General features: G+C 35.2%; 13 protein-coding genes and 1 pseudogene. 9 read left to right on the top strand and 5 right to left on the bottom strand.

What is annotated here, in order from left to right; genetic code table 11:
* Window positions 1-73: 73 nt before the first annotated feature.
* Complete coding sequence (locus SB679_RS13095) at window positions 74-334, bottom strand: hypothetical protein (protein ID WP_410702763.1); 261 nt, start codon at window positions 332-334, stop codon at window positions 74-76.
* A 391-nt stretch (window positions 335-725) separates the two neighbouring features.
* Window positions 726-2,744: a M3 family metallopeptidase gene (locus tag SB679_RS13090; RefSeq protein ID WP_410702762.1), complete on the bottom strand. Its 2,019-nt coding sequence runs from the start codon at window positions 2,742-2,744 to the stop codon at window positions 726-728.
* 212 nt (window positions 2,745-2,956) lie between these two features.
* Here SB679_RS13090 and SB679_RS13085 point away from each other — a divergent pair, with 212 nt between their 5' ends.
* The 6 genes and pseudogenes from SB679_RS13085 (at window position 2,957) to rimM (ending at window position 7,409) form a co-directional block, all read left to right on the top strand.
* Window positions 2,957-3,487, top strand: coding sequence for an SRPBCC family protein (locus SB679_RS13085; RefSeq protein WP_410702761.1), 531 nt, complete (start codon window positions 2,957-2,959; stop codon window positions 3,485-3,487).
* Window positions 3,488-3,672: 185 nt separating this feature from the next.
* A complete protein-coding gene (locus SB679_RS13080) occupies window positions 3,673-4,122 on the top strand; it encodes a hypothetical protein (protein WP_410702760.1) in 450 nt (149 codons plus the stop codon).
* 212 nt (window positions 4,123-4,334) lie between these two features.
* A complete protein-coding gene (locus SB679_RS13075; RefSeq protein ID WP_410702759.1) occupies window positions 4,335-4,847 on the top strand; it encodes a nitroreductase in 513 nt (170 codons plus the stop codon).
* 22 nt (window positions 4,848-4,869) lie between these two features.
* Window positions 4,870-6,176 (top strand): annotated as a pseudogene (locus SB679_RS13070) (cryptochrome/photolyase family protein).
* 111 nt (window positions 6,177-6,287) lie between these two features.
* Entirely contained in the window at window positions 6,288-6,854 is a 567-nt protein-coding gene (locus SB679_RS13065; protein ID WP_034709990.1) for a 30S ribosomal protein S16, read from the top strand.
* Window positions 6,855-6,866: 12 nt separating this feature from the next.
* A complete protein-coding gene (gene rimM / locus SB679_RS13060) occupies window positions 6,867-7,409 on the top strand; it encodes a ribosome maturation factor RimM (RefSeq protein ID WP_410702758.1) in 543 nt (180 codons plus the stop codon).
* A 298-nt stretch (window positions 7,410-7,707) separates the two neighbouring features.
* On the opposite strand, the gene SB679_RS13055 is transcribed toward rimM, so the two are convergent.
* From SB679_RS13055 to SB679_RS13045, 3 genes are all read right to left on the bottom strand, one after another.
* Window positions 7,708-9,354 (bottom strand): serine hydrolase domain-containing protein, encoded by a 1,647-nt coding sequence (locus SB679_RS13055; RefSeq protein ID WP_410702757.1) that lies wholly within the window; start codon window positions 9,352-9,354, stop codon window positions 7,708-7,710.
* A 71-nt stretch (window positions 9,355-9,425) separates the two neighbouring features.
* Window positions 9,426-10,229 carry a helix-turn-helix domain-containing protein gene (locus tag SB679_RS13050; protein ID WP_410702756.1) on the bottom strand — a complete coding sequence of 268 codons (804 nt, stop codon included), beginning with the start codon at window positions 10,227-10,229 and terminating at the stop codon, window positions 9,426-9,428.
* Window positions 10,226-11,206, bottom strand: a complete 981-nt coding sequence (locus tag SB679_RS13045) for an XRE family transcriptional regulator (protein ID WP_410702755.1) — start codon at window positions 11,204-11,206, stop codon at window positions 10,226-10,228. The genes SB679_RS13050 and SB679_RS13045 overlap by 4 nt, the downstream gene beginning before the upstream one ends.
* Before the next feature lie 55 nt (window positions 11,207-11,261).
* Between SB679_RS13045 and SB679_RS13040 the strand changes: the two genes are divergently transcribed.
* The 3 genes from SB679_RS13040 to asnS all read left to right on the top strand — a co-directional run bounded on the left by SB679_RS13040 (window position 11,262) and on the right by asnS (window position 13,996).
* Window positions 11,262-11,810 (top strand): hypothetical protein, encoded by a 549-nt coding sequence (locus SB679_RS13040; protein ID WP_410702754.1) that lies wholly within the window; start codon window positions 11,262-11,264, stop codon window positions 11,808-11,810.
* 2 nt (window positions 11,811-11,812) lie between these two features.
* Entirely contained in the window at window positions 11,813-12,412 is a 600-nt protein-coding gene (locus SB679_RS13035) for a CDP-alcohol phosphatidyltransferase family protein (RefSeq protein ID WP_410702753.1), read from the top strand.
* Window positions 12,413-12,547: 135 nt separating this feature from the next.
* Window positions 12,548-13,996, top strand: coding sequence for an asparagine--tRNA ligase (asnS, locus tag SB679_RS13030; RefSeq protein WP_410702752.1), 1,449 nt, complete (start codon window positions 12,548-12,550; stop codon window positions 13,994-13,996).
* Window positions 13,997-14,137: the final 141 nt, after the last annotated feature.

Below are 14,137 nucleotides of genomic sequence, written 5' to 3'. Positions count from 1 at the left end.
ACAGAGTAAGATTCTCACTGAAAAACAAAAAAATTCCCTGAAATTATTCAGGGAATTTCTTATCAATATACTGTTATTCGTGCCAAAGTAAAGATTCTTTAACTTTTTTAATGTTGGGATTCACAGTTGAATCAGGATAAAGTTGCAAAAATCTACTGATATCACCAGGTTGCACATAGAAAATTGTTGGACCGAAATCAGGGTCATTGTAGGTAACTTCATGGGAAGGAAAAGACAATTCGTTTTTCTGCGAAATAATATTGACGCTCATTTTATTGGTTGAAAACGAAAATAAGGGTAATGTTAAAATACTTAAGATGATTAGTTTTTTCATGATATTGGTAGTTCCCATTTACAGTACTTTACTGTTTTTTGACGACTAGGAGTTATTTTTATGATAGGTATCGCCATTGACAAACTTGTATCATTACAAAATCTTTGTTGTCAAAGCGTTTCGTCTGGTTTTATTTTTAAAGATCTACCTTTTCATTTTTCCTCTTCATGAGTGTTTTAAAAACAATCTTCGGATAACGTTTTGTGATGAGATTTTTGTCTGAACTAACTTACAAAAAAAATGTGAATGGGAAAATAACGATCAATAAATAGATGGTATTTTGAAGATATTACTCACACTCTAATAATTCAAATCTATACCATAAAAAGACGTGAAAAGTAAAAACTTAAATCCCTCTTGATTGTCAGATCAAGAGGGATTTATTATAATTTTATCCAAACGCTCTTTTCAGCAAGCTCTCCACTTTCGGTTCACTTCCTCTGAAACTTTTGTACAGTTCCATGGGATCTTTAGTACCGCCGGAAGAAAGAAGGATTTTATATTTTGTGGCAATTTCAGGATTAAAAATTCCGTTTTCCTTAAAATATTGGAAGGCATCTGCATCCAATACTTCAGCCCATTTGTAAGAGTAATATCCGGCTGAATATCCACCCTGGAAAATATGCGAAAAACTTGGGCTCATCGCCGTTTTAGTATTTGATGGATACAGCTGCGTAGCTTTCGTATATTTATCTTCGAACTCTTTTACCGTTTCATGCTCAAGTTCTGAGACCTTCGTATGGTAGTTCATATCCAGGATTCCGAAACCTAACTGTCTCATCGTTTGGTATCCTTCCATAAAGTTTTTCGACTGTTCGATCTTTTGGATTTTTTCATCAGGAAGAACTTCGCCGGTTGTATAATGTTTGGCAAAAGTTTTCAGGAATTCAGGTTCATAACAGAAGTTTTCAAGGAATTGGGAAGGTAATTCCACAAAATCCCATTTTACAGAAGTTCCGGAAAGAGTAGGATACTGCGTGTTGGCCAGCATTCCGTGAAGAGCGTGGCCGAATTCATGGAATAACGTAGTCACTTCCTGGAAAGTCAGTAAACTCGGGGTATCTTTTGTAGGTTTGCTGAAGTTACATACGATAGAAATATGAGGACGTGAGTTTTCACCGTCTTTGATATACTGGTTTTTATAGCTTGTCATCCAGGCTCCGGCTCTTTTGCCTTTTCTTGGGAAATAATCTACATACAATAATGATTTGTATTCACCATTTTCCTGTACTTCATATACTTTGACATCTTCATGATATTTCTGAATATCGTTTCTTTCTTTAAAACTAAGTCCGAAAAGCTGGCCCGCCAATCCGAATACGGCATCCTGAACCTGATCCAGTGGGAAATAAGGCTTCAGCTCCTCATCATTAAGGTCATATTTTTCTTTACGAAGCTTTTCAGCATAAAAAGAATGATCATAAGACTGCATATCTTCAATTCCATCAGCTTTTGCTAATGCTTTTAACTCTGCAATTTCCTTATCAGCATAAGGTTTTGCTTTGGTCAGCATTTCGTTTAAAAAATCCAATACTTTTCCGGGAGATTTTGCCATCCTCTCTTCAAGAACGAAATCTGCATAGGTTGTATAGCCTAATAATTCTGCTTTTTGCTGTTTTAATTCAAGGATTTCCTTAATCATATGCTGGTTATCGAATTCTCCGCCATCAAATGATTTTTTACCATTGGCCAATGCCAGTTCTTTTCTCAAATCACGGTTTTCAGCATAGGTCATAAACGGAATATAGCTTGGATATTGCAGGGTAACTACCCATCCTTCAAGATTCCTTTCCTTTGCCTCTTCAGCATATTGCTCGATGATCGCTTCAGGAATTCCTGCCAATTCTTCTTTTTGAGTGATATGTTTGTAATAAGCATTGGTTGAAGCCAGTACATTCTGCCCAAACTGAAGAGATTTTAAGGAAAGATCCATGCTGATCTTTTTTAATTTTTCTTTATCCTCATCATTCAATAACGCCCCGTTTCTTACAAAACCTTTGTAGGTTTCTTCCAAAAGCATTTCCTGCTCTTCATTAAGATCATATTTTTCTTTCTCGTCGTAGACCTTCTTGATTTTACTGAATAAAGCCTCGTTTTGAGATATTTTTGATGAATATTCGGTTAAAATAGGAGAAACTTCCTGAGCAAGCTCTTGTAATTCGTCACTCGTTTCTGCAGAGTTTAAATTGAAAAATATATTGGAAACCACATCAAGCTGCTCACCGGAATAAGCCAGCACCTCAATAACATTGGCGAAAGTAGGTTCTTCAGCACTGGTAACCAGAGCATCAATCTCTTTTTCAGATTGTTGGATCAGTTCTTTGAAAGCAGGAAGATAATCTTCATTCTTTATATCGTTGAATGGTGCAGTATGATAGGGAGTATTAAATTTTTCTGTTAAAATATTCATATTTCAAATTTTAATTAGGGTAAAAATAATAATTCGTCTTGATCTGACAGCTGAAATGCGCAAAAATAATGCCTTACTGTCGCCGTATGACAAAAATGCGTTATCTTTAATAATCTTGTCATAGGAAAAGTGGAGGGGTGTGCAGAATTGCTATTTTTGAAACAGATAAAGCAGAATACAATTAAAAGATAACCTTAATATAAATAGATACTATGAAAACAATTTTGAGAATTCTTAGAGTGATCATCTTATTGATTATTGCCTATGCAGTAATTGCGATGCTCTTTTTCAGTAAAGATTACCATTTTGAAAGATCAATCGTGATTAATGCACCGAAGGAAAAAGTATGGCAATATACCGGATCATTAAAAGGGTTTAATACCTGGGATCCGTTTTCTAAAGCGGACAAAAATGTTGTAATTACGTATTCCGGAGCAACAGGACAGGTAGGAGAATCCTATCATTGGAAAGGAAATGACAAAGTAGGAGAGGGTGAACAAACAGTAACTGAAGTGACACCAAACGAAAAATTAACCACCAAATTACATTTCATAAAACCATTTGAAGGTGATGCAAAAGGTACTTTTGTGCTTACATCAGACGGAAATGGAACGAAGGTGACATGGACGATGGATAATCAGCTGAATACGATGATGAAAATCATGAAACCCATGATGGATATGAATATGAAAAAAATGTTTGATAGCGGACTTGGAGACCTGAAAAAAATGGCCGAAAAATAATGAAACAGCCTTGTAATTTTTACAAGGCTGTTTTTTTTATCTATAAAAGGATAATGCATTATTCCCGAAGCAACGTTTACTGTCACGCTAAATAAGTTTAAAATTCTGTGGATCATTAGTTTTTTGAAAGACGAAAAGATCATTATATTTTAAAAAAATATTATCTTTATGTAAAGATTAGATGTATGGAGAAGACCGTATTTGAGAAAAATAATATAAGAAACTTTGTAAAAGGCGTGATTGCCGAAAAGATCACCAAACTTAAAAATTTTATTGAATTTACTTTAGAAGCCACCCGCGACATCAAAAAAACTCCGAAATACGACAGCATGAGGGAAGAAATGCAGGAGGAGATTTACCAGATGCAACGCCAGCTCGCTGCATTAAATGAACTTAACAGGAATATGTCCAGAGTTTTAAATACCGCTACCGAAAGAATTCAGCTGGGCTCCCTGGTTATTACCAATAAAGCCCGTTTTTATATTTCAGTTTCATTGGGTGAGTTCTTTTTTGAAGGTGATCGGTTTTATGCGATTTCTCCCGAAAGCCCAATGGCCAAAAAGATGATGGGGATGAAAGGCGGTGATGCCTTTACCTTGAATAATATCCATCAGGAGATTGTTGAGGTTTTATAATCCCTTTCTTCGGTTTCTTATCACTACGTTTTATTGCGCATAATATCTAAAAGCTCCGAATCCTGTTTGGAGCTTATATTTTATTCATTTATATAAAATTATGGGTTGTTACTTTTATCATTACAGGTATGAAGTGGATAAAAATTGAGTAAGTCTTTTAAAAACTCAATCATAAATAAAGCACATTCAATTCCATGTCGTAAATTTGTACTATGAATAAAGCAACCGTTTTAAAAGAAATCATAGAACAGCGCAGAAGTATATTTCCAAAAGATTATACCGATACTGAAATCTCTCAGGAGCTGATCGAAGAGATTGTAAACTCCGCAACATTTGCTCCCAATCATAAACGGACAAAACCATGGCGTTTTAAGATTTTCAAAGGAGAAGAAAAAGCAAAGCTGGCATTGGAAATGCAAACCATCTATAAAAAATCGCAGCCAGAACATCTTTTCCTGGAAAAAAAATACACTGATATTGGTTTTAAAATCAATAAAGCAGACGCTGTCGTTTCTATTATCGTTAATTTCAGTGGAATGGTTCCGGAATGGGAAGAAATCGCTGCTGTTTCTATGGCCGTACAAAATATGTATCTTACCTGTACTGCAAATCATATAGGATCTTACTGGAGCTCTCCAAAAATCGTAGATGATCTTAAGGATTCTCTTACCATTGAAGAAAACCAGAAATGTTTAGGATTATTCTATATCGGAAGTTTGGAATAAGACCATATCACTGAATGAAAAAATGAAAGAAATTTCAATATTTTGGTTTCGCAGAGACCTTAGGCTGGAAGATAATGCCGGCTTATCAGAAGCATTACAATCGGGCTCCCAAGTGATTCCGATTTTTATTTTTGATGCTGATATCTTAGATCAGCTGGAAGATAAAAATGACAGGCGGGTAGATTACATCCATCAGGCATTGGAAAAAATCAATACAGAACTGAAAGAATTCGGAACCAGCCTTCAAACATATCACGGAAAACCGTTGGACATTTTCAAAAAGATAGAATCCGAATATAAGATGAAATCGGTGTACTGCAACCGGGATTACGAACCTGCAGCCATCAAAAGAGATACTGAGGTCAAAGAATTTTTGAATACTAAAAACGTTGATTTTTCAATTATAAAGATCAGGTAATTTTTGAAAAAGGTGAAGTCACAAAGGATAATAAAGAACCTTACACCGTATATACTCCTTATTCCAAAAAGTGGAAGAATACCTTCAGGCCCGAAAATGTACAGGCTGTAACGCTCAACCATGAGAATTTTAATCAGACAGATTTCAGAAAGATTTTAAGTTTAAAAGAAATCGGATTCGAAAAAACGGATTTAGAGTTTGAACTCCCAACACTGGAGTCCGCAATTATTGATCATTATGATAAAAACAGGGATTTTCCGGCTTTAGATGCCACCACGCATTTGGGAATTGCTTTGCGTTTTGGAACGATTTCTATCAGAACATGCGTGAAATTTGCCCTGAAGCATAATAAAACATGGCTGAATGAACTCATCTGGAGAGAGTTTTTTATGCAGATTTTATTTCACTTCCCGAAAGTAGTTAAAAAATGTTTCAAGGAAAAATATGAACATATTCCATGGCGGAATAATGAAGAAGAATTTGAAAAATGGTGCAATGGAACTACAGGATATCCCATTGTAGATGCCGGAATGAGGCAACTGAACCAAACGGGACAAATGCATAACAGGGTACGGATGATCGTTGCAAGCTTCCTTACCAAACATCTGTTGATCGACTGGCGGTGGGGAGAAGCCTATTTTGCAAAAAAACTCCTGGATTATGACCTTTCTGCAAACAATGGAAACTGGCAGTGGGCGGCAGGCTGTGGTTGTGATGCGGCGCCTTATTTCAGGGTATTTAACCCGGATGAACAAACTAAAAAATTCGATAAAGACCTGAAATATATAAAAAAATGGAATCCTGAGTATGAAAAATCCATTTTTGAAGAAAGAATGGTAGATCATGCGTTTGCCACAAACAGAGCTTTGGAGGCTTATAAGAAGGGTCTTGGTGAATATAATGGAAAGTAAGCCTTAAAGGTGAAAAACATTGCAAAATTTAGCTTTGAACTTTAAATATTTTCACTATCTTTGCAGACTTAAATATTTAACTGGGACGAGTTCCCGTAAAATTCAAACATTATGTCAGTAAAAATCAGATTACAAAGACACGGTAAAAAAGGTAAGCCTTTTTTCCACATCGTGGTTGCAGATGCTAGAGCAAGAAGAGATGGTAGATTCATCGAAAAACTAGGTACTTACAACCCAATTACTAACCCTGCGACTATCGATTTGAACGTTGACTCTGCTGTAAAGTGGTTAAACAACGGTGCTCAACCGACTGATACTGCAAGAGCTATTCTTTCTTACAAAGGAGTACTTTACAAAAAACACTTACAAGGTGGTGTTGCTAAAGGATCTTTTGATGAGGCTGAAGCTGAAAAAAGATTTGCTGCTTGGTTAGAGGCTAAAGAACAAAAAGTACAAGGTAAAGTAGAAGGTTTAACTAAATCTCAGGCAGACGCTAAGAAAGCTGCTTTAGATGCTGAAGTTAAAGTAAACGAAGCTAGAATCGCTGCTGCTGCACAAGTTGAAGCTGATGCTAAAGCTGCTGAAGAAGCTGCTAACGCACCTGCTGAAGAAGTGGTTGCTGAAACTGCTGAAGGAGAAGCTCCTGCTGCTGAAACTGAAGAAAACACTGAAGCTTAAAAAAACAACCGTATGCGTATAGAAGATTGCTATTTTTTAGGAAAAATCACACGCAGACACGGACTTGCGGGGAATGTTATCTTGAAATTAGATACAGACCAACCCGAGCTTTACAATAAATTGGAATCAATATTCGTTGAAATCAACGGATTATTGGTTCCATTTTTTATTGCAAAATCATCATGGAGTAAATTAGATGCTCTGAATCTTGCCTTTAAAAATTCTTCTGAGGCGTTAGTAGATCAGTCATTGGGTAAAAGTGTTTACCTGCCGCTTGATACACTGCCTAAACTGTCAGGAAATAAGTTCTATTATCATGAGATCATCGGGTTCAATGTCCTTGATGAAAATGATAATGACTGTGGTGTTATACGATCTGTGAATGATCAAACGGCGCAAACTTATTTTGTAACCAACCTAGATGGAAAAGAAGTAGTAATTCCCATCATCAAAGACTGGATCCTTGAAGTGGACCGTGAAGAAAGAATTATCAAAATGAGACTTCCTGAAGGACTTATCGATGTATTCCTGGTTCCTTCCAAAAAAGACGAATAATGCCCTTATTTCTAAGGTCTATTTCTTTTTATCATTAATTTCGGGACCAATACAGTGTTTCCCAACTTCTTTTTTTATTTTCATCACTTTTTAGTAAGACTTAAGGTAGAAAAAATAGGTACCTGTCATTTACTGTGGACTGGAATTTCAGAAGATAGGCTGTAAAGTTATATTACTCTGATGTCTGAACCTATTTAATCTGCTCAATCAGCCCAATCTGCGAGACTTAAAAGAAACCCTTCTTACTAAAATGAAACTGTAGAACAGATCATTCCCTGAAGAAGAGTTATCATCCTATTTATTGCTCATTGTTAATTGCTGGCAGCAAATATTCCTGAACTATTTTCTCAGCCTGTGAATGCGCATATGATCTATTGTAAGCCTTTGCCGTAATTACGATTACTACAGGAATTTCTGTAAACATAATAATTTTATTACCACCATTGCCACTGCATTGATACGCCTCAAAATTCCGGTTTCCCACTTTGTATACTTTTCTCCAGAACAGGTAGCCATAGCCTTCAAAATCCTTATTGTCAGTAAAATAGTTACTGAATGATTTTTTAATCCAGGCTTTATCTATAATTCTTTTACCATTCCAGGTTCCTTCATTTTTATACAGCTGTCCGAATTTTGCAAAATCTAATGCATTCATTTTCAATCCTCCGGCCAAAGAAATTTTATGCTGCGGGGTATATTGCCACTGATACGTGTTGATGCCCAGAGGTTTAAATAATCTTTTATCAGCATACGCTTCCAATCCTCCGGGAATATTTTTATCGAGCACATCACCTACAACGACCACTCCAGCTGTAAAATAGCTCCATTTTTTTCCGATTTTCTGATTTGTCATAGGAACATCAAGAGTGAATTTTACCCAATTATCGGTAGGGTACATATTCTCTTCATTTCCGGGTGAAGTTTCCTCTTCATCATTACCTTCAAATCCGGAACTCATCGTCAGAAGGCTTTTTAAAGTTACGCTGTCTTTCTTTGGGGTGTAATTCTTATATTCTTTTAGATGATAAAACTCTCCCAGTTTTTGATTTTCATTTTTTAAATGACCTTCTTTAATGGCAATTCCTGCTAAGGCAGAAGCAAAAGATTTTCCCACGGAACGGGTGTCCTGTAAACTATCACGCCCGCAATTACTGAAATACTCTTCTATAAGCAGCCTGTTATTTTTAATGACCACGATACTGGTGATATCTCTAAATCTATTTTCAGCAATTTTCTTATGTAAAGCTTTTATCTTTTCAGTATTGATTTTTTCTGTAGAAATTTTCCATCCGCTGTTCGGCGCAATCGGCTGAATAGCAATTTGCTGTTCGGTAAGTTGTTTTTTAGGAATGGTTACAGGAATTTCCCCGGTGGCAATCAACCTGCCAGTTTTTAAAGAATTGGTATTGATATAAGGTCTGATCTCTATTTTTAGATTGTGATTTCCTTCCGTAAGCGCATCGATTCCGTTATGAGCCAGATAGAAACGCATCCACAAATACCTTCCCCAGGAATCTTCATTGCCGGAACTGAACAGTGGAATTCTAAAGGTGGTTTTCAGCTTTTTTTGCTCCGGTGTTCCTGCGCCTGTATTCAGATTTTCAAGATAGATCAGCTTTCCGTCCACATAAAAAGAGAACTGATAACTTCCTTTTTTTATCAATTCATCAGCCGTTAAAGAAGGCTCAAGCTCATGTAAATAATTAACCAGAGAATTATCCATAAAAACTCTGATCCCAAAATCTTTATCCTCCTGGAGTACGGCATGAGTAAGAAAATCAGTTTCCTTTACATTTTCCAACGCAACAACTTTATCTAAAAAAACAACCGTATGAAGATGGTTTTTCTGAATAGTGTTGTCGATTGTCTCCGGTTCTACGATATTCTTCTGAGCATAAAAAGCTCCAAATGTGAAAAGTAGGAATGGTAAAAGTGAAAATTTCATGGTGATCTTATAATTCTCGTAAAACTACACTGTTTTTACGTATAAAAATAGAATGAAATTAACATTCCTGTTTATCGGATTTTCCGGTATTTCAATGGAGTGATCCCTAGATTTTCTTTAAACGATCGTATAAAATGGCTTTGGTCTGCAAATCCGCATTCGGCTGCAATTTCTACCAGTGGTGTGTTTTTATTGTGAAGAAGAATTAGCGATTTATTGATTTTGAGTTGTCTGATATATTCCCCGAGGTTACAATGAAAGTATTTTTGAAAATCCCTGCTGAGATGGACCGGATGAATATCTAAAGTTTTCGAGAGTTCAGTTAAGCTTACTTTCTCCATAAAGTTTTCATGTAAAAGCTCATTGATCTGTTTTACCCAGCGCGGATTCTTTTCCGGTTGGACTATTTTGGTATCAGATAACTGGCTGAATATATTTAATAATAACTGCTGAACAGACAATTCAAACGTCTGATCGTTCATTTTTGTTTCTTTAAAAATTTTTGATAGCATTAATTTGATGGAAGGATTCTGTATTTGCAAACTTCCTTCAACAGCATCTTTAGAAACATGAAGCTGTTCAAACCATTCAGCAGAGATTTCAATGTGGAATCCTCTGGTAAAACCTTCTGGTTTGATGTTGTAGTGTGGGTCTTCCCAATGATGGTAAAGAAGCGTTCCTGCCGGACAATGGTAGATCTCTTTTTTATTTCCTTCTACCATATTTCCCTGAAGCAGAAAGGTAAAATAGGCATTTTCGTGATAATGCCAGTCTACATACGAATGGGTATATTCAGTGTCTGTGATGATCAGCCCCTCAAAATTGAGTTTTTCGTTGGTTTGTCCAAAAAATTCACCGGTACGGAGTGTATTCATTGCAGTTTTTGCTTTAAATTTTCAATCTGTTCATACATGGTATTGAAAAATATTTTTCGGTCCCGGTTTCCGGAAGTCGTCAATGATTTGGAATTTTTAATCTGATGTTCAAAATAATTCCGTGTTTCATTACAGGTTTTTGGATCAGTAATCAGGATATACCCAAACATATTCGCAGGTAATGCGAAAAGTGATTGTTGCGGATGATGAAAAAAGATGTCATTGGAAAGATGCATCAGTTCATTTTCATATAAGTGAAATTTTGGATCATTTTCTGTCTTTTGTTCAATATACTCTATAAGCTCTTTTAGTTCTTTCAGAATAATTTCCCCTTCATTTTTTTGTAAAAGTCCGGTTTCATAATAAAATAAAATCTGCTGTAAAATGCTGGAAATAGTTCTGTCATTCCATAATTCCACTATATTTTGTGCTTCATATTTTTTCTTCAGTTGCTGCGTATTTGATTCAAAATACGGAGGTGAAAACTGCAGAAAGGGAATGAAAACCTGTTTTGCATTCAGCAGGTTCATCCAGACATAGATCTTAAAACGGGAAAGTAAAGTATCTGAAAGCGTATAAAAAAAAGGAATATCTTTCGCAGAATAATAAATCGTCATTTCATCAGAAAGAGGCAGGTTTTCAAAAATACTGAGCGTATTCTGAAAAAATGACTGTAAATCTGATGTTTCATTTACTACAGAAGTTTTTTGAACCATAATCTGCTGGTCTGAAGTGATCAATTGGTTAAGAGAAATCTGGTAATATTTGGCCAGTATCAAGCCTTCTTCAAAACTGAACTTTGCTTTCAGAGATGTTCTTCTGTGTGATGCATCATAACTTATATTCAGAATATTGGCAATTTCATCGTTCAAAGATTTATTACCAATTTTTCTGCGAATTTCCCTGAGTAAAAGTTCCTGATACATGATTTTGTGATTTTCACAAATGTACTTCTTTATTTTAATTTTTTTTCGCATTCGGATTTGTGTTTTTCACAGATAATTTTGAAGTAGAATTTTAAAATAATGAGCTATGAAAAAAATGTTTTTTTATTTAAATATTACATTTCTTACTATTAGTTGTGCAGGTTTTAAGAATGCAGATACAAAAAGTGTAAGCTTGAATACAAATAGTGTAAGTGATATAGAAGGAACTTATAATAATGTGCCTTCTTCAAGAAGTGGTTTTTATGTAAGAAGTCTTAGTGATGTTTTTGATAGAAATACAAATATGTTTGTTTCTAAAGAAAAATATAATAAAGATTTAAAAGTCAAAGTAAAAAATGTCAATCAAAACATTTTTAATGTTAAAATATATGAATCTGAAAATGTTTTATTTGATAAAGATGTAAAAGTAAAATTAAAAAAAGATGGTTTCTTTTATTTAAAAGAAAAGAGATTCATGCTTGATGGGATTCCATTGATCTTCGGTGGGTGGAATTTTCAGAAATCACGCTTTACAGTGGATCAAAATAATAATTTGCTGGTTCAATCCAATTACTTTTTCTGTAACGGCGTATTGGTTTTCATGAGCGACTGGAAAACATTTCACTATAGTTTAACTTTTGAAAAGACAGAGTAATCATGAAAAAATTGCCCTATATTTTAATTGCAGCCAGATTTATTCTTGCTCCAATCATCCTTTGCCTGGCTTATTTCAAGGACATAGAAGCAAAATTTTTAATTGTTGCATTAATGTATTTCGGATTATTAACCGATATCTTCGATGGAATTATTGCACGAAAAGTTGGTGTTTCCTCAGAAAAATTAAGAAGACTGGACAGTCAGACAGATCTTATTTTCTGGCTTTCGCTGGGATTTGCATCCTATTTTCTAAATCCTGAATTAATTAAAAATGAATGGCAGGGAATTCTTTTACTCTTCGTTATGGAAGCCCTTTGCTATGGTATAAGCATTTGGAAATTCGGAAAAGAAACATGTACTCATGCATTGATGTCGAAAATGTGGGGATTGAGTTTACTCCTTGCTTTTACATATTTAATAGGATTTCAAGAAACAGGTTGGGCTTTTTATCTCACCATAGGATTAGGACTTGTTTCTCATATTGATGTGATCCTGATTATTGTAATACTTCCGAAATGGCAATTTGATGTACCCAGCTGTTATCATGCATGGAAAATCAAGAATGGAAAGCAGAGAAAAAAGACCATATTCTTTAATTAAATAATATTTGAAGCATAGTTGTTCGTTAAATAATTGATAAATGATTTTTTAAAAAGACAGCGTACTCATGAAGTTGCGCTGTTTTTTTGTAACTTTGCAGACATTAATTTTATACGAAAATTTTATCATCAACAAATGAAAAAGCAGACGATTAAAGAAATCCTACAGGATTACAAAAAGGTATTACATCATGACATTACTGTTTACGGCTGGGTAAGATCCTTCCGTGCCAATCGCTTTATTGCCCTTAATGATGGTTCTACAATTAATAATTTGCAGATTGTTGTTGATTTCGAAAATTTTGACAAAGAGATTATCAGTAAGATTAGTACTGCTTCTTCCCTTAAAATTGTAGGTGAAGTAGTAGAAAGTCAGGGAGCAGGACAAACCGTGGAGATTGTTGCTAAAAAGATCATTATTTTAGGGGATAACTTTACGGAAGAATTGCAGAATACCATTCTTCAGCCTAAAAAGCACAGCTTGGAAAAACTTCGTGAGCAAGCGCATTTAAGATTTAGAACCAATGTATTTGGAGCTGTTTTCAGAATCCGTCACGCTGTAAGTTTTGCAGTGCATTCTTTCTTTAACCAAAACCAGTTTTTCTATATCAACACACCGGTTATTACAGGTGCTGATGCAGAAGGAGCAGGGGAAATGTTTGGAGTAACCAACTTTGACCTGAATGCGATTCCAAGAACTGAAGAGGGTGAAATTGATTTTGCACAGGACTTTTTTGGTAAGAAAACAAACTTAACGGTTTCAGGGCAGTTAGAAGGAGAAACGGCAGCAATGGGATTAGGAAGAATTTATACATTCGGACCTACTTTCCGTGCTGAGAATTCTAACACAACCCGTCACCTGGCAGAATTCTGGATGATTGAGCCTGAAGTAGCGTTCAATAACCTTGAAGATAATATTGACCTTGCAGAGGATTTCCTTAAATATGTGATCCAGTATGTACTTGATCACTGTAAAGATGATCTTGAGTTCCTTGACAAACGTTTTGAGGAAGAACAGAAAACAAAACCGGAAAAAGAAAGAGCAAAAGAAGGTCTTATCGAAAAGCTTCAGAACGTAATTACCAAACGTTTCAAACGTGTAAGTTATACAGAAGCTATTGAGATTTTATTAAACTCAAAAGAAAATAAAAAAGGAAAATTCCAGTATCCGATTGAAGAATGGGGAACCGATCTTCAGTCTGAACATGAAAGATACCTGGTAGAAAAACATTTTGAAAGCCCGGTAGTATTGTTTGATTATCCAAAAGAAATCAAAGCATTCTACATGAAGCTGAATGATGATAACAAAACTGTTGCAGCAATGGATGTTCTTTTCCCTGGAATCGGTGAAATCATCGGCGGTTCTGAAAGAGAAGCCAGATTAGATGTATTAAAACAGAAAATGGAAGACATGCATGTCGATGAGCACGAACTTTGGTGGTATCTTGATACCCGAAAATTTGGTTCAGTACCTCATGCAGGGTTCGGATTAGGGTTAGAAAGACTGGTTCTTTTTGTAACAGGAATGACAAACATCAGAGATGTGATTCCTTTCCCTAGAACACCGAAGAATGCTGAGTTTTAGATAAATAAAAAGCCTTAAATTTTAATTTAAGGCTTTTTTTATTCTTTAATAGCTTATTATGTTGATAAGTATAATGCAAAAATCATGCTAATTATATTTTTTCTCGAATAAATTTATTAAATTCGTAGACTATGTTATGTT

This window comes from Chryseobacterium sp. SIMBA_029, assembly GCF_046535275.1.
Classification (GTDB): domain Bacteria; phylum Bacteroidota; class Bacteroidia; order Flavobacteriales; family Weeksellaceae; genus Chryseobacterium.
Note: the sequence above shows the minus strand (reverse complement) of the source record. Positions and strands in the feature narration are given on the sequence as shown.

Coding starts and splice junctions, on each gene's coding strand:
- SB679_RS13095 (WP_410702763.1), bottom strand. CDS start 334: ATGAAAAAACTAATCATCTTAAGTATTTTAACATTACCCTTATTTTCG.
- SB679_RS13090 (WP_410702762.1), bottom strand. CDS start 2,744: ATGAATATTTTAACAGAAAAATTTAATACTCCCTATCATACTGCACCA.
- SB679_RS13085 (WP_410702761.1), top strand. CDS start 2,957: ATGAAAACAATTTTGAGAATTCTTAGAGTGATCATCTTATTGATTATT.
- SB679_RS13080 (WP_410702760.1), top strand. CDS start 3,673: ATGGAGAAGACCGTATTTGAGAAAAATAATATAAGAAACTTTGTAAAA.
- SB679_RS13075 (WP_410702759.1), top strand. CDS start 4,335: ATGAATAAAGCAACCGTTTTAAAAGAAATCATAGAACAGCGCAGAAGT.
- SB679_RS13065 (WP_034709990.1), top strand. CDS start 6,288: ATGTCAGTAAAAATCAGATTACAAAGACACGGTAAAAAAGGTAAGCCT.
- rimM (WP_410702758.1), top strand. CDS start 6,867: ATGCGTATAGAAGATTGCTATTTTTTAGGAAAAATCACACGCAGACAC.
- SB679_RS13055 (WP_410702757.1), bottom strand. CDS start 9,354: ATGAAATTTTCACTTTTACCATTCCTACTTTTCACATTTGGAGCTTTT.
- SB679_RS13050 (WP_410702756.1), bottom strand. CDS start 10,229: ATGAATACACTCCGTACCGGTGAATTTTTTGGACAAACCAACGAAAAA.
- SB679_RS13045 (WP_410702755.1), bottom strand. CDS start 11,206: ATGCGAAAAAAAATTAAAATAAAGAAGTACATTTGTGAAAATCACAAA.
- SB679_RS13040 (WP_410702754.1), top strand. CDS start 11,262: ATGAAAAAAATGTTTTTTTATTTAAATATTACATTTCTTACTATTAGT.
- SB679_RS13035 (WP_410702753.1), top strand. CDS start 11,813: ATGAAAAAATTGCCCTATATTTTAATTGCAGCCAGATTTATTCTTGCT.
- asnS (WP_410702752.1), top strand. CDS start 12,548: ATGAAAAAGCAGACGATTAAAGAAATCCTACAGGATTACAAAAAGGTA.